Below are 20,374 nucleotides of genomic sequence, written 5' to 3'. Positions count from 1 at the left end.
GTGCGCATCTATCGCCATCCCGTCCTACTCAGAAGGGCGTCGGCCGTCGTCACGGACGTTGGACGGGTTGCGATGGACGCTGGTTCACGTCTGACGACGGCGTGGATTTAGCGTACGGCAAAACCGTGTGGTCCTGGCGCCCGTTGCAGGCGTCAAGCCGTCGGCTAAGCGCAAGCTGAACCGGCAGCGACGGAGTCAACCAAGAACTCGTCTCCGGGGAGATCACGGCATAAGCCGTAAAGCCATTGCGCAGGGAAGGCCGGGTGTTCTCCGCTGCCCTGTATGCTCGTGTGCACTTTGTTTTGTGCTAACCGCACGCGAGACCGCGGGTGCAGCGCGCACCCGGTCTTCCCTGCGCCCTCTTGATGAGAGGGCGGGAAGTTTCTGGCAAAGCTCGGGCGCATCGCGTCGCGAGAACGCAGCCACATATCCAGTGTCGTCGTCCGCGTAGGCGGACGACCCAGTATTCCAGAGACGCGAATGACAGAACCGAGAAGCCGCGGCGTACTGGGTCCCCCGCTTTCGCGGAGGACGACAGTCTTATTGGAGCGGCACTATCCCCGTCATTGCGAGCGAAGCGACGCAATCCATGCCGCACCAAAATAAGAATGGATTGCTTCGTCGCTTTGCTCCTCTCAATGACGTCGAGGTTGGGTGCCGATGCCAATCAACCCGCCCGCATCTCGGCCTTGATCATGTCCGCCGCCTTCTCGCCGATCATGATCGTCGGCGCGTTGGTGTTGCCGCCGATCAAAGTCGGCATCACGGAGGCGTCGACGATGCGGAGGCCCTCCATGCCGTACACTTTCAGCCTGGGATCGACCACCGCCATCGGGTCGCCAACGCCCATCTTGGCGGTGCCGACCGGGTGATAGACGGTGTCGACACGCTCGCGCAGCAGCTTTCGGATGTCGTCGTCGGTGTGCACATCAGCGGTGAACATGTCCTGTTTCTGCAGCGCGCGCAGCGCCGGCGTATCCAGCAACCGTTTTGTGATTTTGTATCCGCCGACCATGGTTTCGAGATCGTCGGGATGGCCGAGGAAATTCGGATCGATCAACGGCGGCGCAAAAGGATCGGCGCTGCCGAGCGCGACATGGCCGCGGCTCTTCGGCCGCAGCTGGCAGACATGGAGCGAGAAGCCCGTGCCCTTGTGGCGCTTGCGGCCGTGATCGTCGGTCAGCGCCATGCCGAAATGCAATTGCACGTCGGGCACGTCGAGGTCGGGCCGGGTTTTCAAGAAGCCGCCGCATTCGGCGAAATTCGACGTCATCGGCCCGCGGCGCTCGCGCCGGTACTGGCTGATACCGCGGAGCAGCCGCGGCAGGGCCTTGAGCGAAAGACCGTTGAAATTCGGATTGTCGGACAGGTAGCCGAACACGAAGTCGGGATGGTCCTGCAAGTTCTGTCCGACGCCGGGCGAATGATGCACGCTTGCGATGCCGTGTTTGCCGAGATCAGCGCCGTCGCCGACGCCGGACAGCATCAGCAGCTGCGGGGTCTGGAACGCGCCGGAGGCGACAATCACCTCGCGCCGGGCGCGAAGCTGCTTCAACTCCTTGCCCTGGCGGTATTCGACGCCGACCGCGCGCTTGCCCTCGAACAGGATGCGCGTGGATTGCGCGGTGGTCTCGACGCGCAGATTGGCGCGGCTATTCATATGCGGATGGATGTAGGCGCGCGCCGCGCTCCAGCGTTCGCCGTTCTTCTGCGTCACCTGGTAGATGCCGAGGCCTTCATGGTCCTCGGCATTGAAATCCTCGCGGATCCGGAATTGGCCTTCCTGCGCCGCCTGCAGGAAGATCTGCTGCACCGGATTTTCGGTGCGCAGTTTGTTGACGGCGAGCGGGCCGTCCTTGCCGTGATATTCGCCGCCGAAATCGGCGTTGTTTTCCGAGCGCTTGAAAAAAGGCAGCACGTCGGAGAACGACCAGCCGGAATTGCCAAGCGAGGCCCATTGGTCGTAGTCGCTGCGGTGGCCGCGGATATAGACCATGGCGTTGATCGCGGACGAGCCGCCGAGCCCCTTGCCGCGCGGCTGATAGCCGATGCGGCCGTTGAGGCCGGCCTGCGGCACGGTGTTGAAGGCCCAATTGTTGATGTTGCCGGTCACCATCAGCGCCAGTGCGAACGGCGTGGTGACCACCCAATTGTCGTTCTTGCCGCCGGCATCCAGCAGCGCCACCGACGTCTGTGGGTCCTCCGAAAGCCGTCCCGCCACCGTGCAGCCGCCCGAGCCGCCGCCCACCACCACGAAGTCGAAGGTATCCGTCACGCGCCGCCCCCAATAATGAAGTTTTTGTGGACTTTTATTTCGCCAAAGTTCCGCTTTTGCGCCTTTGATGGCAAGGGCGGCTTCCCGAGGCCGTTTCGTGCCGTTTTTAGCGTCACAAAAACCTCAAAAACCGCACCATGGGCCTTTCCAAAGCAGGCTTGCGTTGATACATACCCCTCGCACCCAGGGGCATTGCCCGGGTTGCCTTCTCAGGAAGCCTCTGGACGGGATCGATCGACGCCCAAAAGCGTTGGCCGCTTTCGCTTCGGGTTCGGTTTTCTGGAAGGCGCGCAACGGTTTAACGCGGGGTGGAGCAGCCCGGTAGCTCGTCAGGCTCATAACCTGAAGGTCATAGGTTCAAATCCTATCCCCGCAACCAAGTTAGCCCTTCCAGGTCATGGATCTGGAAGGGTTTTTCTTTGGGGTCGCCCATCCCGAGGGTCGGGTCGCCGATCCCGGCCATCGGGCCATTCTCGTGCGGGCGAATCGCGCGGCGTCAAATCGGTGGCCGCCATACGCAGGCGACTCGCGGAATCGTCTCAAGGCGTGCCTGCTGCGCCACCGCAGCGTGCAAACTCTCAGCCAGCGAATGATTCGCGCAGGCCCATCTCCGTGCGCACGCGCGGCACGCTGCATGCTGACAGTCCGTCCAAACTCCATCGCCCATGAGAGAAGCAATGCGCTGCCTAAATCTTCCGACGACAGACGACTCTTTCACCACGAAACCTGTGCACGAACAGGTTAGCATCGCGCGGGCCGCTTGGTGGGAGTGGTGCGCATGAGTAATGAACGAATCTTTCCGAGACGATATCAAGCCAGTGCCTCTCAACCCTGCACCCTCATCGGACTGACGGTGGAGGAGACGAGTGAGTTCGAACGGCTGGATCAACTTTCGCTCGATTCCCACTCAGGCAATGGCGCGTGGAGCTTTGATGACGAACCAACAACGCCCGAAGAAAAGCGCTGGCTGGAGCTTTATCGCAAGCACGAAACCGGCTGGAGTGCTTGGCTCGCAGCGGAAAGGTGAGTTGAAAGCCACAGTTCCTCTCCGCTGATTGCATAGGTCAAATGCGCTGTCGTCAGATCCGTCCCAGCACATCACATGCATTTTATTTTCTGTGACGCGGAACCGCATGCCTGTCTCTTTCTTGTCGTAACTATGCGCCAATACAACCCGCCAAACAAAGTGGAATAGAAGATGAGTTCACCAATGCTATGTGATGACGAACAGGATTTTTCCGTCGGTGAACACCTTGGACGTGAAATTCAGCTGCAGGATTCCTCCCTCCGCAATATCTACGAGACGCGCTTGCAACTCGCCCAGCAGCTCGAGGAGAATCTGGCCTTGCGCCGGGCGATATCGCTTCGACAACGGCAAGCGCTGGCGCCTCTGGAGCCCGGCAGGCTTCGCGCAAGCTGGCGAATGCGTTAGGGCATCGTTCGATCGTCGCTGAAGTCGGGGGACGCGTTTTCCCGCACGCGATTGCGAGGTGCATGCCGACAGGTCCGGTCACATGGACGCCAAACCCTGCAGCGCTCCTTTTCGGGTGCCGCACACCGGTCGCGCACGCCTGAATGCCGGTGCCGGACTCACTGGTATTCAAATGGCCCGATCGGGACGATGTCGGGCCCGATTCCGATTTGCACCGGCTTCAGCTAGTCCAAGGGTTGCAGTATTAATAATAGTGCAACCATTGGATGTTGTGGCGGGCAAATTTGTCCTCCAAACTGCCTCCTGCGCAAAATTTTTTCGGTGCGACCCCGTATTTCCCATAATCAAATGTGGTAATTTTGCGAAGTGTTGAATGGGAATACACCTGAGCGAACAAATAAGTCGCCAGAAAAAATATTGCAGGGAGAAGAAATGAAGCTTCGCAAATTCAATCTCTCGTCATTTTCCATGGATGAGTTGTGGGCTCTCCATGAGCAGGTCGGCAATATCCTGGCCGAAAAAATAACGAGCGAAAAACGTGAGCTGGAGCAACGCCTTGCGAAGCTGAACAGCGGCATGATGGCGAAAATCAAACGGCCGGATCGGCAAGTGGCGGAACGGCGAGCCGCTCGCCGAAAATATCCTCCGGTGCTTCCCAAATTCCAGAATCCATCCGACCCGTCCGAAACGTGGGCCGGTCGAGGCAAGCAGCCGCGCTGGATGGTCTTGCAGCTCAAGGCCGGCAAGAAGATGAATGATTTTCTGATTGATCGCGTCAAGCGCAAGCGCGCGAGCACCCGGTAGACCGCAGCAGAAGTTCGGCCCCAACGCACGTTCGCTGCCGCGGACGTCATTCGGCGGATCGCAAATCAGCCGGCTCATACGCTGCGCCTGCCGCGCAGTGGTAACTGCGTCGAGCGCGCAGCCAGTGGGCGCGAAACGAGCCGGCCGAACGCTGGAAATCATCTTGCCGCCTCGCCGATCGACGGCCTAGCCGGCCAGTGCCACCTCGGCCAGTTCGAGCCATTCGGTTGCCATCTCGCGCAGCATCCGGCGCGACTGTTCATCGGTCGTCGTGGCGGCCAGCTGCAGGCAGTGATTGGCAAAATCCACATATCTGTCGCTCAAGGACGCCTGCTGCATGATCGATCCGCGAATATCGGGAAGTTTTGTCCGTCGAGGAGAAGGCTAACGGACTGAGATGCCATATCGCGGGAGTCATCCTGCTCCCGGTATTTAAATCGATATTACTCCGACCAAATTTTAGAATTCAACTGCCCAAGCCACATTTGGATTGAGAATCAGATTTTATTTGATCACCGAGCCGATCGACATTTACTGAACACAGTGCGCCACTAGAGGGTGTGCCACGAGCTGATCAAGTTCATCACCTCGTTCTCAATTCTCCAAACAAAAAGAGCGCGCGAAAATGCTGCAGCGGCCGGAAAGAATCCCGTTTGTTGTCAGGGCCAAAGAGAAGTTTTTCACGGGAGGATTCCTTGGGCTGATTCTGCTGGTAATGGCGGTGTGGATGTACTTTCTGGGCTCCGTCTTTTTGAACCTGGTAACCTGGCTTCTTTCCTGACCGACCGGCAGGATGCAGGGCCGGGTGAATTCGGATTCGATCGAATCGCTTTCCATCGGCGCCACGCGCGCGAGCGGCAGGCATGTCAAATATCAACTATCAAAGTGTCGGCGCTGCAAGACGGGCTGCGCGGACGATCGGAGTTATGGGAGCGTGAATGGCGGACATTTTCCTGGCCAAGCTGTGGGACGGTGAGGTCGCGTCCTTTGTTCGCTCAGACGGTGAGCTCTTGATCGTCCGCGTCGAAGGCCATGAACGAAAAATTTCGCGGGACGAATGGCGAAAGCTCCCCGAGCAGCAGGATCGCGTCCTTCATCGCGAGCATGGGCATGGACGGCATGGACCGGCAGATCCCGGCTTGCGCAGATCCGAGCAGTGAACCGACGGGGACCTTGAGTGGCATCGATGCTTGCCGCGATCGTGCGAGCCGGACCTCAGATCAACGACATTTGAAGGGAAGACGCCCGATGCCCACAGAGCTGTCCCCGGAATTAAATCATTATTAACCAGCTTCGAGTGACGTAGGGCATTATGCTGCCGTGGCGGCGCCAACGGGACGGGCATTAAACTATGTTTCAGCTGCTCTCACGGGCCCGCGCGCAAAAGCATGCTGGCGATCGATCGGGCGACCGGGATTTCAGGGTTCGGTCGGCCGGACGTGATCTCGACACCGACCGGTTACGGGTGAGTTCCATTCTGGGCGCGTTGGATACTTCCATTCGCGAGGCGGAGCAGGAGCAATCGGGCCTAAGCCGCCGCGTCGAAGACGTGCTGGCCCGTGCTGCGGTGACATTCGGAAATGGCACCGACGAGTACCTTGAGCGCGACGCACTCGACAGCCACCACCAGACCTTGTTCGGCAACGAGATCTCCAACGGACAACGCCGGCTTCAGGAACTTGCGACAACGATAGCCCATTTCAAGTTCTTGAAGGCCGCGTTGCTTAGCCGGTTTCCGGACTTCAAGTCCCCCACGTAAGCGGGGCGCGGGCCGCTGCGCCGTTTCCAGCGCTCGCCTGCTGCCTTGGATCAGTATCAGCTTCTGCCTCAAGGCCACCGGCTCTGATTCGAGGCATGTACGCCTTGCCAAGCGCCATTGATCGCGCGGATCGGCGGCAAGGAACCTCGCGCCGGGCTCGTTTGGAGCAGGCCTGCGAGGCGCCGCCTGCAATCCAGGGCGCCGCCTGCATCCAAGGCGTTTACAGGAGCGCGAAGGTCTGACGCGCCTCGATGACAGCACAAATGATCATGCCCCAAAGGGCGAAATTGATCTCGATCCCAACTCGCATAGGACATCCTCCCGCTTTTTTGCCCGCCCGATAGCCGTGGCTTCGCGCGTGATTATTTTAATCGTAATTGAAGAACGCTCAGCTTCCCAGCCTGACTTCTGAGCAATCCGCAGTTCCCTGATGGGGATGCCGTTTCCGTCGGCATGAGTCGGGCGCCAATCGCAACCATTGCCTTGATCTGCCATCGGCGCATCCGGCGAGCCCAAAGGCTGACGATCCCGGACGGCGCGACAGCTGGCCATCCGTAATTGCCTTGGACGGCAGTGCGCCCGGAAGCGATGCTCAGACTGCCAGCAGGCTGGAACCCTGAATCGAGAGCAGGGTCAAATTCCCGGTGGCGTAAGCCCCCGTATCTATGTTGGCGCGGTTATCCAAAATCTCAGCACTTCGAACCGGTGTATGACCGTGAACGATATATTTGCTGAACCGCCTCTTATGCTGCAGAAAATCCTCTCGAATCCAAAGCAGGTCTTCCTCCCGCTGCTCAGCCAGCCGGATGCCCGGTCGAACACCTGCATGAACAAAAAAGAAATCGCCGCACGTGAAGTTGAGACGCAAGCGCTCCAGGAAGTCGCGATGGCGCGCCGGCATGACCTCGGATAGCTCTCTCATTAATTCATGCTGCTCGTGGGCGTCCGGATTGACCGGCGGGGAAAGTCCGTAGGACATCAGTGTTTCCAGACCGCCGACCTGAAACCAATTCCCCATGCGGCCAGGATCGCGAAAGACGTCGTCAAGAAAGGCTTCGTGATTGCCCTTCAGGAAGACCGCGTTTCCGCGTTGCGAACGTTCAATCAGGAGATCGAGCGTCGAGCGCGAATCCGGCCCGCGGTCGATGTAATCGCCCATGAAGACTTCTATCGCGTGACGTGGCCTGCTGTGTGCAACGTCGGCGTCGATGACCCGGAGCATTTGATCAAGCAGATGCGCGCAGCCGTGAATGTCGCTGATGGCGTAGATGCGAACCCCGTCCGGCAACCTTGGCTTCGCCAACGGCTTCGCGTGGCGCAGTGCTGACAACATCGGGATAATATACTCTCAAAGGCGTTCCGGGCCCGAGGCCACGCGAATCCTCACCTTGGCATTAATCGCCTGGGATGAATATATATCATCCTGATACAGGTTTGGCAGGACGCCGAGGGAGTCCCGGGTGTTCGACGCAAGCCGCCCAACGGCGTTGTCTCACTGACGCGCGCCGGATCAGGCCGCGGGGACAGGCTGGCTGAGGTGCGTCCTGTGGTGGACGCGCAATCGCCCCTTAGCGAGGATCAGGACTTCCGGACAACGACGACCCCGGCGGCAGCATGGGGCACCGTCCTGTTGGCGCGGGGAGCCCTTGCGAAGGACTTGAGCAGCGCAGAGCATGCGTATCCAACCTGCAGAAGCGCTGCGAAAACCGCTATCGCCGAAATTGCCTGAAGCAGGGTCTGGCCCTGTGTCATCGAAATCGCCGCCAGCGAAACCGATCCAACAAAAAGAATGGGCACCAGAACCAGAAACCGGAAGCGAATTCCAAGAACCAATCCAATCAAGGTACTGCAAATGGCCAGTGTGGTCACACCACCTACTCCATACAAACTACAGTGTTTCCTAACGCTGCCCCCCTAAAATTGGCTTAATTTAGCCATTGAAATTGCTTGAAATTCTGATCCCAGCCCGTTGCCGGGGAGATGCCCACCGACGGGCACGCAGCGCGGTAAATTTTCTGGATCGAGTTGAATCGATCGCCGTTGCGTATTTAATTTCCGGCGTCGCTTCCTTCCAGACCTTTTGTTTCGTGCGAGTGCTGCGTTTGCAGGACAATCCCGGATTTGGCGCCGGGCGCCAGGACATCGGGCAGACTCTTCAAATCGAAGACGCAGGTTTGACCCGCTTCCATGGTTAATTTAAAGCCTTCGCTGTCGGGAATTAAATACCGGAAAAAGAAAGTGCTCAGCTCATGCGCGTTGTTGTTGTGGGAACGGGATACGTTGGATTGGTTTCGGGCGCCTGTTTCGCCGACTTTGGACACCACGTCACCTGCGTGGACAAGGACGAGGCCAAGATCGCATCGCTACAGCGCGGCGAAATTCCGATATTCGAGCCCGATCTTGACCGCGTTGTCCAAACCAACGCGCGCGAAGGCCGACTTGTCTTCACGACCGACCTTGCGGGACCGGTAGGCGAAGCCGACGTTGTCTTTATCGCGGTCGGCACGCCGTCGCGGCGCGGCGATGGTCACGCGGATCTCAGCTATGTTTATGCGGCGTCGCGTGAAATTGCGAAATCCGTCCAGGGCTTCACCGTCATCATCACGAAGTCGACCGTCCCGGTTGGCACGGGCGATGAGGTCGAGCGAATCATCGAGCAGGTCAACCCTTCGGCCGATGTCGCCGTCGCATCGAACCCGGAGTTTCTGCGCGAAGGCGCGGCCGTGCGTGACTTCAAGCATCCGGACCGCATCGTCGTGGGCACCGAAAATCCGCGCGCGCGCAAGGTGATCGGCGAGATATACCGGCCGCTTTATCTGAATCAGGCGCCGATCATGTACACCGGGCGCCGTACCGCCGAGCTCATCAAGTATGCGGCCAATGCATTTCTGGCTACCAAGATCACCTTCATCAACGAAATCGCCGACCTCGCGGAAAAGGTCGGCGCGGACGTTCAGGAGATTGCGCGCGGCATAGGCCTGGACAACCGCATCGGATCGAAATTCCTTCATGCCGGTCCTGGTTACGGTGGCTCGTGTTTTCCCAAGGACACCCGTGCGCTGATCAAGACTGCGCAGGATTACGACGTCCCCTTGCGGATTCTGGAAGCGGTGAATTCGGTCAACGACACCCGCAAACGCGCCATGGCGCGCAAAGTCGCCGCGCCGTTCGGCGGCAACCTTCGCGGAAAAACGGTTGCTGTCCTCGGCTTGACCTTCAAGCCCAATACCGACGACATGAGAGAGGCCCCCTCTATCCCGCTGATTACGGCGCTCCGCGACTTGGGCGCGACGGTCCGGGCGTTCGATCCGGTGGGCATGGAACAGGCCCGATTGGAGATGCCTGACATCGAGTATCACGAAAATGCCTACAGCTGCGCCGAGGGCGCCGACGCACTGGTCATCGTGACCGAGTGGGAGCAATTTCGAGCCCTCGATCTCGATCGGCTAAAGCAGGAGATGGCGGCTCCGGTCGTGATCGATCTGCGAAACGTATACAATCCGGACGATCTGACCGGCAGGGGATTCCTGTACCAGAGCGTCGGGCGCCAAACGAAAGCAGCAGGCTAGCCTGAACGCCAACGTCAGCCTGAAGCCAACTATCGCGCGCCTGAATCGAAGTACTGTCCAAGTACTGCTCTCGTGGAGAAACCAGTGTCCCAAGGCCCCGCCATTCTCGTGACCGGAGGAGCCGGTTATATCGGCGCGCACTGCTGCAAGGCTTTGTCGGAGGCCGGCTACGTCCCGGTATGCTTCGATAATCTGTCGACCGGTCACCGCAGCTTCGTGAAGTGGGGTCCTTTTGTCGAGGGCGACGTCAGTGAAACGCCGCGAGTAGCCGAAGCGATCGCGTCCCACGAGGTCGTCGCCGTGATGCATTTTGCTGCATTCAGCCAAGTGGGTGAATCCGTCACTGCGCCCCAGAAATACTATCTGAACAATGTTTGCGGAACATTGTCGCTATTAAAGGCGATGCTCGAACAGAAATGCCGCCGCCTGGTTTTTTCGAGTACCGGAGCGGTCTACGGCAATGCGGGTCGCGATCCGATCAGTGAGGGCGCCGCGGGTGTCGCCGTGAACCCTTACGGCGTCTCGAAATGGATGATCGAGCAAATCCTGGCGGATTATCGCACCGCCTATGGCATGCATTCGTTCTGTCTGCGCTATTTCAACGCCTGTGGTGCGGAATTATCGGGATCAATCGGCGAACTGCGTGATCCGGAAACCCATCTCATTCCCCGCGCGATGATGACCCTGCAAGGCCATGTCAGCGACTTTGCGATTTTCGGGGACGATTACGATACCCCGGATGGTACGGCGATACGTGACTACATTCACGTGGTGGATCTGGCTGCAGCGCATGTTCGTGCCCTCGATGCCCTGCTGAAGGGCTCTCCGGGCGGCCGCTACAATCTCGGTACGGGTTCTGGATTCTCGGTGCGCCAGGTGCTGGCGGCCATCGAGCGCGAAACAGGCCTTAACCTTCCACTGGTGACAAAGCCGCGTCGGCCCGGCGATCCGCCGATTCTGGTCGCGGATCCGTCGGCAGCTCGCGCTGATCTCGATTTTCGTCCCGGTTGCTCGGATCTGGCAACGGTTGTGAGGTCCTCCTGGGCCTGGCACCAATTGGCCCATCCCCGCATTGATGCCGAAACGCGATCTCGATAAGCGCACGAAGTGCGTGCTGCGCCGGCGTCACATAATTATCAGCATAATGACGCGATTATCAGGATTGTGACGGGGTAGGAAAAAATTGCCCTGTTTTTGATGGTCCGTTGCGTATATGGCGCGCATATTGAATATTTAAATAGCATGGACTGATCATTTAATTGCCGCATTGACGCAATGCAAAAATACATTTGATTTTTTTGGGTGCGGTGCCACACTCTCGCTTCGATTGGTTAGCACTCTCTCAAGGCGTTGTCGGAAATCCCTCCACGAGATTTAATCGGCATCGCTCGCTGCCCTCCGGTTATTTAAATCAGAACGTTCGGTGGTTGCGGCGATTTCGGCGGTTGCAGTGATGGAAGTGACGAGGGCCTGAGATGTCTGCAACAACATATGGTTCCGAAGACGTCTCTGCGACGATCGCGAGCCGTGGCGCATCCCTGCAGCGCCCCTTCCAGATTTTCCTCATCAGTGGCGATTTTCTGCTGATCCTGCTGAGTTATCTCGCGGCGGGCGTCATATACCGCCAGTTCATGGGGACGCCGGCCGACCAGGAAGCGACGATTGGTGCGGGCCTGATCGTCGGTGTTGCGTTCGTCGCCATCGCTTTTTTCCAGCGCGTCTACGACAGCCATCGTCTGTTCAACGGAATGTGGCAGGCGCGCAAGGTTGTATTCGTCTGGATGATGTCGCTGGCGATTTTGGCTCTCATCGCCTTTCTGCTGAAATCGACGACGAGCCTTTCGCGCGGTACGACCATCGTGTTCGCGATTACCGGACTTGTCAGCCTGGGCGCGCACCGGGCGGCGTGGCGCATCGGCTTGGCGTCTTCGCTGGCAAAGGGTCACCTGATTGACCGCAGGGTCGTGCTGCTCAGCCTGAAACCGCTCGATTTTACTTCGAATCGCTTCAAGGACTTGCGCAAGAACGGCTTCGACGTCGTGCGTCACTTCGTGTTGAACGCGACGCAGGATGACGCGGCCCTCGATGCCGAGATTTTGAACATCATTCGGCAGTCGCGCACGACGAACGCCGAGGAGTTTCTACTGGCAATCGACTGGAACGAACTGCCGATGCTTCAGAAGCTGAGTCAGCGATTGCGCCAGGTTCCGCAGCCGATTCGGCTGTTGCCTGATTTCCCGATCGCAGATCTGGTTTCGCGGCCGTTCATGCCCGTCAGCGGAACGATGGCGATCGAAATCCAGCGGCCGCCGCTCTCGATATTCGAACGCGCGCAGAAGCGGTGTCTGGATATCGGCCTCGCCTCGATTGCCCTTTTGATGCTGGCGCCTCTGTTGATCATCTCAGCGATTTTGATCAAGCTCGATTCAGAGGGCAGCATCATCTTCCGGCAGTCCCGCCGCGGCTTCAACGGAAAGCCTTTCGAGATCTGGAAGTTTCGCAGCATGAGCGTTGCGGAGAACGGCCACACCGTTACCCAAGCGACCAAGCAGGACAGGCGGGTGACCCGGGTTGGCCGCTTCCTCCGAAAAACCAGCATCGATGAATTGCCGCAGCTCTGGAACGTGCTGCGCGGGGAAATGTCGCTGGTCGGTCCGCGACCGCATGCGGTGGCCCATGACAATTATTACGACCAGGTGATCAGCAATTATGTGTATCGCCATCATATGAAGCCAGGCTTGACGGGCTGGGCGCAGGTCAACGGTTTCCGCGGCGAAACGCCGACCATCGACCTGATGGAAAAGCGCGTCGAGTATGACGTCTGGTACGTCAGCAACTGGAGCATTTGGCTGGATATGCGGATTATCATCCGGACCGCGATGGTCATGATGTATCAGGATGCGTATTAAGCGGGACGGGATGCGTCCCGCGCCCGGCTGATTCCGCGACTTTGCCTTTCGGGGCTCTTGGTCTAAGAGTTTCCGATGCTGTTGGCATCATTCAGGGTCCTGATTGCGGCACTGGTCCTTGGCGGCGTTTTTCCGCCCGGTGTCATGGCGCAGGTTGAGCCGGAGTCGGAACAGCCCGGCGAGCCCAGAATGTCTCGCGAACAGTGGCTTGCCGATATTGAGGCCGCACGCCGGCGCATCGAGGAAAGAAGGCGTGAAGGGCGGAGTTTTGCCCAGCCCACGCCGTCCGATGCGGACGTTGCCCGCGAAGCATTCCAAAAAATTCTGGAGGATGACAGTTTACGCGCCGGCGACATCGTCGCCACAAGCCGCGGCCTGCTGATGTTCAAGGGCCAGTCATCCAATGAGCGAAGCCTGAACGATTTCGCGCCCGTCGCATGGGGTGCCGCAAAGCCGTAGCCCGCAACGTCGTTTCACGGTCGCCGGACATCGACGGCTGGCGCGGGACCTGCCGGATAGCAACGGTGGCGGATCTGCAATCCGCTCTCGGACACGAAATGAAGAAATACCAGCCGCTCGGTTTCCGCAGCGGCACAGGTTCGGTCGAGCAGCTTCGCTTGGGCACTGGCGGTTGCCCCTTGATAGAGTATGGCTGCGCTTGGATATAGCCGGGCTTGAAAAATGTCTTCGAAATCCTGTACGACCGCGTCCTGCAGGGCGGGTGGCAGGGCGTTGAAGCTCCGCAGCGCCAATGGCGCTCGAATGAGCTGGAGCCAGGCCTCGTGGGGCGCCTGGCGATAGGACTGGTCAAGAAGCGCCACTGCGCGCGGCCCGAAACCCTCCAGGCGGATGCTGGACCAGTACATCCCGAGCCAGCCAAGCGATTCGGTGGGGGCGCACGCAATCAGCGCCTTGCTTTGCGAGTTGACGCCGGCGGTGTCGGCGTCGGCCTGCAGCAGATCGGCGCTGCGCACCGTTTCATCGGCTAGTCCGATCTGCAGGAGCAGCAACTCGCGAAGCGTCTTCGAATTGCATTGCCGCTCGGCGGCCGGGAGGTTTGCGGCAATCATTCCCCGCATGAGGGTCGGGTCGTACTTCTCGCCGCGTGCAAGGCGGCTGGCAACGAGCGGAACCGCCGGATCGCCAATGTCGGAAACTACCCGCGCCGCCCAAACCAGTGCGCCGGCGGCAAGAAGGATATTGGCGCTCAGCATGAGCCGGCGATGGAGGCGGCGGGATGGCCGATACGGCAGCGCCGCGTCAGGCGCCTTCGACATAGTAGCTGTTGTAGTGTGAGCCCTTATAGGCCTCGATACGCTTGAGCATCTTGGGGTTTGCCCGGTTGAGAACCGCCCCGAGAAGCTTCTTCTGGATGGCCTCCGAGCTGGCCAGCGATTCCTGCAACGCGCTGCGCGTCGTCCGGCCCCACTCGATGACATAGACCATCGCATCAAGGAGGTGGCTGATCGCCTTGGCGTCGGTCACAGGCATCACCGGCGCGAGATCGATGATGATGTAGTCGTAGCTGTCGCGCACCGTCGCCAGCATATCCGTCATCGCCTTGGACGCCATCACGTCAGCCGAATTGACCATGCGCGCGACGACGAAGGACGGAAGGAAATCCAACCCGGTTTCCTTGCTGCGCTTGATGTGCTGACCCAGCGACTGGGGATCCCTGAGAGCTTCCAGCAAGCCGGTCTTGGCGTTCGGTGCCAGTTCGCGCGTCAGCGAGCGGGTGTGCAGGTCGCCATCGATCAGCAGGGTACGGTGACCGGTCAAGGCGATCAGGTGACCAAAATTGGCGGCAACCGTGGTCTTTCCCTCCTTCGGCAACGAAGAGACGATGCCGATCACGCGGACGTCGCGGGTCAGCCGGGCGACGTCGATGGAAACCTTGATGTTCCGCAAGGTTTCGGCGTAGCGCGAAAACGGGTGGTCGACGACATAGTGGGAGAGGGAATCGTCCTTGTCCTTCGCTGCAGAATTATCGATCGGCAGCAGCAGGCGCGCCTTTTTCCCAACCGGCTTCTGCGGACGCAGATCGGGGAGCACGCCGAGGCACTTCACGCCGAGTTCGTCCTCGACCTCGCTGGGAGACCGCAGAACGTCACTCATGAGCTCTTTCGAGAAGGCCGCGCCGAATCCGAAGCAGAGTCCGCCGACCAGGCCACCGACCAGCGCCAGCAGGGTTTTGGGCGAGCTCTTCTTGTCGGGCTTGACCGCCGTGCCGATGATGCGCGCTTCGCTGATCGGGAAGCTCTGGTTTTGCGTCGCGTGTTGAAGCTTCTCGAGGAAGTTGTTGTACAGGTTGCGATAGGTATCGGCGGCGCTTTCGAGATCACGCAGCCTTACCTGCGCCTGACCGGTGTTGCCGGCCTGGGCGACCAGTCCTTTCATGTTTTCCTCAAGCGAGGCTTCGCGGCTCTTGGCGATGGCGTAGTCGCTTCGGTAGGCGTCGGCGATACGGCGGACTTCGTCGGCGATCGCCTTGCGCAGCTCTTCCATGCGGTTGTTGAGATTGACCGATGCCTGATGGGTCTTGCCATAGCGCGCTGACCAATCGGCATACTGGCCCGCCAGATCGAGATATTGGGCGCGAAGCCTGGTGATGACCGAGTTGTTGAGGGCGTCGGTGACGGTCGGCTGAGCCAGATCCTTGTCCGAAATCGCCTCGATTCTGTCGAGACGCGCCTTGGCTTCGGCAGTGGCCGCGCGGGCCTGAATGAGCTGGGTATTGACGTCCGACAGCTGCTGCTCGGTCATCAAGCCGCGGCTGGTGCCGACGATGTTGTTCTCTGTCTTGAAGGTCTGGACGGCGCGGTCGCTCGCGGTCGCCTGTTCGCGCAGTTCGGCGCTGCGCTGCTGCAGCCACTCGCCGGCCCGCTTGGTTGACTGGTATTTCGCCTCGAGCGCGCCAACGATGTAGGCGTCGGCGATCGCATTTGCGATTCGGGCGGCCTTGTCCGCATTCTTGGAACGGTAGTTGAGGGACAGAACGTAGGTCGTGAGCACGCGTTCGACCTTGAGATTCTTTTGCACCGCCTCGACGGCTGCGCGCTCGATCCGCTCCTTGGAGGGCGGCCCGTCGGACCCGAACAGGGAAAGCGTCTTGCCGATAATGATCGCCACTATTCCGGGATCGGACCCGTTGAATTCAGGGTCCTCCGTCAATCGCAGGCGTCGCACGATCGACTGGATCAGGTCCTCCGAGCCGATGATCTCGACCTGGCTGTCGACAAATCCGGTGTCGATCAGGTTGCTGTTGAGTGCGGTATCCTTGTCGAGCACCTGGGTCTGGCGCGTATCCATCAGGATACGGGCATTCGCCGTATACATTGGCGTTGCCGTCAGCAGGTAGATGACGACGAGCGCCAGTGTGCCGGCGACGATCGAGGCGATCAGCGGCCACTGCCGGCGCACGATATCAACGGCACGCTCGACGCTCAGCGTCGTAGAGCCGATTTCTATGCCGTACTTCTTGAGCGACTGGATCTGGTCTCTGGGTTGATACATCTGCAGGCTCAGTTGTAGCGGGATTGGCTGAGCGGGACCGGTATCTTGGCAAACGGATCTGATATCTCGGTGTTCCATTCACCTGTCAGCAGACCGGAACCGGTATTGCCTGGCTTCGCAGCCTCGGTCGGTGCCGCCGCGCCCGACTGCTCGGACTCGGCCGAGTAGCCGATCAAGACCGCGCGGTCTCCCAGTTTGCGCACGAAATCATTGATCTTCCGAGACGCTTCAGGCTTGGTCGTGAGACAGCGTGCCTCCGCTCGGTAAAGACCTGAGCCGATTGCCACGCGATCCTTGTCCGATGATTGGTTCACCAGCTTTTCCACGGCAGGCAGCAGTGACGGATCGGTGATCAGGTATCCGCTAAGCCGTCCCGCCAGTTTTTCCTTGTCGTTACGCAGCTGTTGCAACAGCGATCCGGGCGAGGCGCTGAAGGCCTGCAGGGCCAGCGGGGGGACGCGCTCAGCCAGCGCGGCGCATTGCGCATGGCATGGTGCCGCGATCACCACGAGCAGCGCTATGCCTGCCAGAAGCCTAAACCCAGCCACGAGAGTCTGTCGTCGAATCAAGGACATACCGTTCATTCATGTACCGCTGGCTGGTGGGGAAAATACGGTTTAATCGCCGGTTCAGTGTTTAATCGCCGGTTCAGGCGTTTAATCACATCTGCAGGCATTTAATCACCTGTTCAAGGCAATGATGGCAAAGAACTGTGTCATCTTTTTGTGCAGTGCAAAAGAGTATCCCCATGACTTTTGGGGAACTAGCAAATTCCGGACCAGCGAAATGCGCCGTCCGTCCGGCAGCCGATAACGGCCTTCATCCAGAAGCGGGCCTGGGCGGCCGCCGATGCCTCAGGATGGCAGGATTTTTGAGGTATTAATAAGAATATAATCCAATAAAGCGCGCGTGTGAAACGAACTGCAACCCGCCCGTGGCTTGGAGCCATCGATGGCGGGCGCAGGCTCACGGGAGGGCAACCAGCCGTGAGTTATCAATAAATATTCACTGAAGCTGCGGCCTGATGGATGCAAGCCGGTTCGCCTGGAGGCGCTGGCCGTGGCTGCCGACGGCAACCCAAAACCGCGGATTGGCGCTCGACTGCATCGAAATCCACGTATGGCCCATGGCATTCCAGGGACGGACGTCGCGCGACAGATTATCGAGAACGACGTCGCCGTCGGTAAGCCGCGCGACCAGTACAAGATGCCCCTGACCGCTGTCGGTCAGGACGACCGCAAGGCGCAGGGCGCTCTGCGGCCAACCCATCGCTATCAATTGGTGCCGCTTGGTGACCGCGTAGTCGTTACAGTCGCCCGCGGCGGGGGAGACCGTCCAGCGCGCGGTCATCGGATCCGTGGACTTGCGCAGCGGCGATATCGCTTCGTTAACCGAAATGTTGACGTCGCGCAGCATTTCCATGGCGCGGTCGGCGGCCGGCAACGCTTGCACGCCGGCTTCCGCATCGCATTCAGCGCGGTAGTTCAGGCAGAACTTCACGAACTGGAGCGGCGCGAGCGTGTTGTCGAATTCCTCGATGAAGGCCGTTCGGTTGGTCCGCGACACGTCGGTCGAGGCGTCGGTTTCGGCCCTGGCGGCGCCACCGGCAAATGCAATTGCGGTCGCCAGCATCGGTGCAAATAGCAGTTTCATGTCGTCCCCCGTCATTCTTTTTCTTGACGCAGGTACGGTGTCTCACGGAGTTGTTGGGTTTAGGTTCCGCCGATAGTTAAAATTGAATCCAACCGCAGATGACGTTATCTGCCTGATCGATATTGGTTAATTCGCGATCAATCCAGGCGTTTCACCAAGTCGTTCCACGGGCCTCAATTGGTCGGACTGACCGGCGTCAGAACGGACGGCGTTCCGGCCGCTGCTGTCGTGAAAAGCGTCGTTGTACTGGTGCTCGCGCCAGCGCCGCTGCCGAAAGTTGTGCTGTTATTGCTCGACACGGCGCCCGGCGACGGCGTCGATGTGGTGCCCTGTCCGCCGCCGGCGGTGGTGTCGCCGTTCGGATCTGCTCCGGTGATCGCCTCGGTCGGAATATCCCCCGTGATGCTCACGAAGGCTTGAATCAGCGGCGGATTCTCGGCCTTCAGGACCACTTCCTGGATTTGCTGGGCAAAGGCCGGCTGCGTCAGCACGCACACGGCGGCGGCGGTGCCGAGACCGGCGCCGATCGCACGGCTTTGATCGGCGGAACTGGCCTTGGAAAGCGATGCGATGCCTTCAAGCGTCTCGGGCCGGGTCATCAGCATGTCGCGGATTTGCGAGGCGAGGCCGCCCTGACCGTCCTTGAACTGGGCGAGCAGCGCTTCAGGGTTCTCCAGAAAGGATGTGGCGCGCTCTGCCGACACCAGCGAGGAGTTCGGGACGCATCCGCCACCGGCCGGTGCCGCGGCAACCGGGGCCGTTCCGCCGGCCACCAGCATCACGAGACAAAAACCCACCAAACGCATTGTCATTGCCCAACCGCAATTAAAAACAGCCGATTTAAATTAAATCATAATTCACTCGCCACAGCTCCGCCACCGTTTTTTCGCAATGATGACGGCAGGCACTGCGCCAGCGCGGCCCCGGTGATCGCGGCGAAGAAAACACCGTAACCGGCTATTTGCAGCGAAAAATCGATGCTGCTGTGAAGTAGCCCCAGCGCGGCGACGCTGGCTCCGATAATGGGGATGTAGCGATCGCGCCGCCGCAGCAGGCTGCCCCGGAACAATTGGTAAACGTACCAAAGCACGGTCGCCACGATCGGGATGGTCGCCGGCAAGCCCATTTCGACCGCGAGTTCCAGCGGCGTGCTGTGGGCGCGGTCCCAAATCCCGAGGCTGCCTAATTCGGCGGGCCGGTAGGCGGCAAAAGCCGCCTCGAAGTTGCCCAATCCGACGCCGAACAGCGGATGGTCGCTGACGATTGCGATCGCGGCACGGTAGGCGGCCAGCCGCTGATCGTCGATCAGGCCATAGGTGAGAATCCGCCCTGCCACCGCACCGCCGATCAGTTGAAGAACCAGGACGGCAGCGACCGTGGCTCCCGCCAGCAACGCCCATCGTCGAAAAGTGCCGAGCTCAAGCGGCCACAAATAGAGCATGCCGGCCAGCAGAAACGCGCAGATCGACAGCAGCAGCCCTGCGCGTGATCCCGTCATCGCCGTCGCCAGCGTGCAGACGGCAAATCCGACAGCGAGAGCCGCTGGTGTGGCGAGATAGTGCCCGAGCAACGCGAGCGGCCGATCTGACGGCGGGGCAGCGCGCCGGTCTCCGCGATGTATCGAGCGCAACAGGGGCACCAGGAAGAGCAAGGCGCAACTGCCCCAGAATGTCGCGGCGGTGTTGCGATTGACGAACGTGCCGGTGGCGAAGCCGAGATAGGCCTCCTTTCGCCTGAATAACAACGTATCCGGGTCGGCAAGCTGCGCCAGGATTCCGTAGCAAGCGTAGAGAAAACCCGCCCACGCCAATATTCGCAGAAGCCGTTGAGCCGCTGGCGCATCGGCCGCAAGGAGAAAGGCGCGGACGAACGCAAGCGACACCAGCAGCGGGGAGCCAAGTGCGAGCCACGGACCGGCTGCGGTCATCGAAATGCGAGCAGGGACATCGGCGCCGAGAAGATCGAGCGGCAGCTTCCAGACGGGATTCGTCCGTCCCAGCAGCGGATCGGGCCATGTTTGCAGCGTGACGATGGCGCCGATCAGCACCACCGTCATGAACAGCGGCAGCAACAGGCGAAAATCCGCGCTGCCGATGGCTTCCAGATCCGCCGTCAACAGACTGAGCGCGAGCAAGACGATCCAGATCCAGATCCAGACGAAATCCGCCGATCCAAGCGGAAATGGCGCCAGCACGAAAACAGCTATCGCGACGAGATTGGACGCTCCGCCCAGAATTTTCCTGATTGATCCCTTATGCGACGGCAGGTGCCAAACCCCATTCCCGAACTGACTGGAACTTGGGCGCGGTAAACGGCGGCGGCCTACCGGGCTGGTCCAAGGTTCCCGAATTTATCGATCTGACTTCCAAAGAGCCAGCGATGCGAGGCTTCACGACGGTCTAAAAAGCGCTGCCTTCGCGGCGGCATCCATGCCGATACAGGCCGATTGAAAATGCGCTG

20 protein-coding genes and 1 tRNA gene are annotated in these 20,374 nt (G+C 59.8%); 9 read left to right on the top strand and 12 right to left on the bottom strand.

The genetic code is table 11. The features are described 5' to 3' along the window. Window positions 1-667: 667 nt before the first annotated feature. Window positions 668-2,275, bottom strand: coding sequence for a GMC family oxidoreductase (locus tag JQ641_RS01490; RefSeq protein WP_211994075.1), 1,608 nt, complete (start codon window positions 2,273-2,275; stop codon window positions 668-670). 302 nt (window positions 2,276-2,577) lie between these two features. On the opposite strand from JQ641_RS01490, the gene JQ641_RS01485 reads away from it, so the two are divergent. The 4 genes from JQ641_RS01485 (at window position 2,578) to JQ641_RS01470 (ending at window position 4,511) form a co-directional block, all read left to right on the top strand. Continuing rightward, window positions 2,578-2,654 (top strand) — tRNA-Met (locus JQ641_RS01485). Between the two features lie 399 nt (window positions 2,655-3,053). Continuing rightward, window positions 3,054-3,302, top strand: coding sequence for a hypothetical protein (locus JQ641_RS01480; RefSeq protein ID WP_211994074.1), 249 nt, complete (start codon window positions 3,054-3,056; stop codon window positions 3,300-3,302). A 171-nt stretch (window positions 3,303-3,473) separates the two neighbouring features. After that, window positions 3,474-3,707 (top strand): hypothetical protein, encoded by a 234-nt coding sequence (locus tag JQ641_RS01475; protein WP_211994073.1) that lies wholly within the window; start codon window positions 3,474-3,476, stop codon window positions 3,705-3,707. A 432-nt stretch (window positions 3,708-4,139) separates the two neighbouring features. Further along, window positions 4,140-4,511: an H-NS histone family protein gene (locus JQ641_RS01470; RefSeq protein WP_192738242.1), complete on the top strand. Its 372-nt coding sequence runs from the start codon at window positions 4,140-4,142 to the stop codon at window positions 4,509-4,511. Window positions 4,512-4,697: 186 nt separating this feature from the next. Here the strand turns inward: JQ641_RS01470 and JQ641_RS01465 are convergent, their stop codons facing one another. Beyond that, the gene (locus tag JQ641_RS01465; protein WP_192738241.1) at window positions 4,698-4,850 is read right to left on the bottom strand and encodes a hypothetical protein; all 153 of its coding nucleotides are present in this window, start codon (window positions 4,848-4,850) and stop codon (window positions 4,698-4,700) included. 656 nt (window positions 4,851-5,506) lie between these two features. Next, window positions 5,507-5,695: a hypothetical protein gene (locus tag JQ641_RS01460; protein WP_211994072.1), complete on the bottom strand. Its 189-nt coding sequence runs from the start codon at window positions 5,693-5,695 to the stop codon at window positions 5,507-5,509. A 167-nt stretch (window positions 5,696-5,862) separates the two neighbouring features. Between JQ641_RS01460 and JQ641_RS01455 the strand changes: the two genes are divergently transcribed. Next, window positions 5,863-6,270, top strand: a complete 408-nt coding sequence (locus tag JQ641_RS01455) for a hypothetical protein (RefSeq protein ID WP_211994071.1) — start codon at window positions 5,863-5,865, stop codon at window positions 6,268-6,270. Between the two features lie 592 nt (window positions 6,271-6,862). Here the strand turns inward: JQ641_RS01455 and JQ641_RS01450 are convergent. The 3 genes from JQ641_RS01450 to JQ641_RS01440 all read right to left on the bottom strand — a co-directional run bounded on the left by JQ641_RS01450 (window position 6,863) and on the right by JQ641_RS01440 (window position 8,591). After that, window positions 6,863-7,603: a metallophosphoesterase family protein gene (locus JQ641_RS01450; protein ID WP_211994070.1), complete on the bottom strand. Its 741-nt coding sequence runs from the start codon at window positions 7,601-7,603 to the stop codon at window positions 6,863-6,865. 245 nt (window positions 7,604-7,848) lie between these two features. Continuing rightward, the gene (locus JQ641_RS01445) at window positions 7,849-8,139 is read right to left on the bottom strand and encodes a hypothetical protein (RefSeq protein WP_192738235.1); all 291 of its coding nucleotides are present in this window, start codon (window positions 8,137-8,139) and stop codon (window positions 7,849-7,851) included. A 179-nt stretch (window positions 8,140-8,318) separates the two neighbouring features. Beyond that, entirely contained in the window at window positions 8,319-8,591 is a 273-nt protein-coding gene (locus JQ641_RS01440) for a hypothetical protein (RefSeq protein WP_211994288.1), read from the bottom strand. On the opposite strand from JQ641_RS01440, the gene JQ641_RS01435 reads away from it, so the two are divergent. The 4 genes from JQ641_RS01435 to JQ641_RS01420 all read left to right on the top strand — a co-directional run bounded on the left by JQ641_RS01435 (window position 8,520) and on the right by JQ641_RS01420 (window position 13,207). After that, on the top strand, window positions 8,520-9,839 hold the full coding sequence (locus JQ641_RS01435; protein ID WP_211994069.1) for a UDP-glucose dehydrogenase family protein: 1,320 nt from the start codon (window positions 8,520-8,522) through the stop codon (window positions 9,837-9,839). The genes JQ641_RS01440 and JQ641_RS01435 overlap by 72 nt on opposite strands. Before the next feature lie 84 nt (window positions 9,840-9,923). Then, complete coding sequence (galE, locus tag JQ641_RS01430) at window positions 9,924-10,937, top strand: UDP-glucose 4-epimerase GalE (protein WP_211994068.1); 1,014 nt, start codon at window positions 9,924-9,926, stop codon at window positions 10,935-10,937. A gap of 377 nt (window positions 10,938-11,314) precedes the next feature. Next, window positions 11,315-12,748, top strand: coding sequence for an undecaprenyl-phosphate glucose phosphotransferase (locus JQ641_RS01425; RefSeq protein WP_211994067.1), 1,434 nt, complete (start codon window positions 11,315-11,317; stop codon window positions 12,746-12,748). Window positions 12,749-12,823: 75 nt separating this feature from the next. Beyond that, a complete protein-coding gene (locus tag JQ641_RS01420; protein ID WP_211994066.1) occupies window positions 12,824-13,207 on the top strand; it encodes a hypothetical protein in 384 nt (127 codons plus the stop codon). A gap of 14 nt (window positions 13,208-13,221) precedes the next feature. Here the strand turns inward: JQ641_RS01420 and JQ641_RS01415 are convergent, their stop codons facing one another. The 6 genes from JQ641_RS01415 to JQ641_RS01390 form a co-directional block, all read right to left on the bottom strand. Further along, window positions 13,222-14,025 (bottom strand): hypothetical protein, encoded by an 804-nt coding sequence (locus JQ641_RS01415; protein WP_211994065.1) that lies wholly within the window; start codon window positions 14,023-14,025, stop codon window positions 13,222-13,224. Next, window positions 14,009-16,261, bottom strand: a complete 2,253-nt coding sequence (locus tag JQ641_RS01410) for a polysaccharide biosynthesis tyrosine autokinase (RefSeq protein ID WP_211994064.1) — start codon at window positions 16,259-16,261, stop codon at window positions 14,009-14,011. Before JQ641_RS01410 ends, JQ641_RS01415 begins: the two co-directional genes overlap by 17 nt. Before the next feature lie 8 nt (window positions 16,262-16,269). Beyond that, a complete protein-coding gene (locus JQ641_RS01405) occupies window positions 16,270-16,845 on the bottom strand; it encodes a hypothetical protein (protein ID WP_211994063.1) in 576 nt (191 codons plus the stop codon). 421 nt (window positions 16,846-17,266) lie between these two features. Then, complete coding sequence (locus JQ641_RS01400; protein ID WP_211994062.1) at window positions 17,267-17,914, bottom strand: transglutaminase-like cysteine peptidase; 648 nt, start codon at window positions 17,912-17,914, stop codon at window positions 17,267-17,269. A 173-nt stretch (window positions 17,915-18,087) separates the two neighbouring features. Next, window positions 18,088-18,693 carry a hypothetical protein gene (locus JQ641_RS01395; protein ID WP_249150136.1) on the bottom strand — a complete coding sequence of 202 codons (606 nt, stop codon included), beginning with the start codon at window positions 18,691-18,693 and terminating at the stop codon, window positions 18,088-18,090. A 71-nt stretch (window positions 18,694-18,764) separates the two neighbouring features. Then, window positions 18,765-20,108: an O-antigen ligase family protein gene (locus tag JQ641_RS01390; protein ID WP_349628478.1), complete on the bottom strand. Its 1,344-nt coding sequence runs from the start codon at window positions 20,106-20,108 to the stop codon at window positions 18,765-18,767. Window positions 20,109-20,374 lie beyond the last annotated feature (266 nt).

The organism is Bradyrhizobium sp. JYMT SZCCT0180, from assembly GCF_018130165.1.
GTDB lineage: Bacteria > Pseudomonadota > Alphaproteobacteria > Rhizobiales > Xanthobacteraceae > Bradyrhizobium.
This window is presented reverse-complemented; position numbering and strand designations above follow the sequence as displayed.